The 480-nt window shown below is 60.4% G+C and carries 1 protein-coding gene; it reads left to right on the top strand.

Annotated elements, in window-relative coordinates; genetic code table 11:
• Positions 1-480, top strand: a 480-nt coding sequence (locus tag AACY52_RS30585; protein WP_339561426.1) for a PAS domain S-box protein, incomplete at both ends; no start/stop codon positions are given.

Here is a 480-nt window from a genome sequence, read left to right as displayed (position 1 = left end):
CGTTATCGACGAGCGCGGCATCATCCTGTCGTTCAGCAGCGCCGCCGAGCGCCTGTTCGGCTACAGCGAAGCCGAGGTCGTGGGAGCGAATGTCGAAATCCTGATGCCGCCATCGGATGCCGCACGGCATGACCGTTATATCGCCCATTATCGCGAAACCGGGGAGCGCCGCATTATCGGCATCGGTCGCATCGTCGTCGGCCAGCGTCGCGACGGCACCGAATTCCCCATGAAGCTATCGGTCGGCGAGGCCAATAGCGACGGACATCGCATCTTTACCGGCTTCATTCACGACCTGACCGAACAGCAGCACGCGGAATTGCGGTTGAAAGAGCTCCAATCCGAGCTGATTCACGTATCGCGGCTGAGTGCGATGGGTACGATGGCTTCGACCTTGGCGCATGAATTGAACCAGCCGCTGACCGTGATCGCCAATTATCTTGAGGCGGGTCGCGAACTGCTTGACGCCGGTGGTGCCGA

The organism is Pseudomonas sp. EA_65y_Pfl1_P113, assembly GCF_963970525.1.
GTDB classification, from domain to species: domain Bacteria; phylum Pseudomonadota; class Gammaproteobacteria; order Pseudomonadales; family Pseudomonadaceae; genus Aquipseudomonas; species Aquipseudomonas tritici.
The sequence above is the reverse complement of the archived record's forward strand: the minus strand, read 5'-3'. Positions and strand labels throughout refer to the sequence as shown.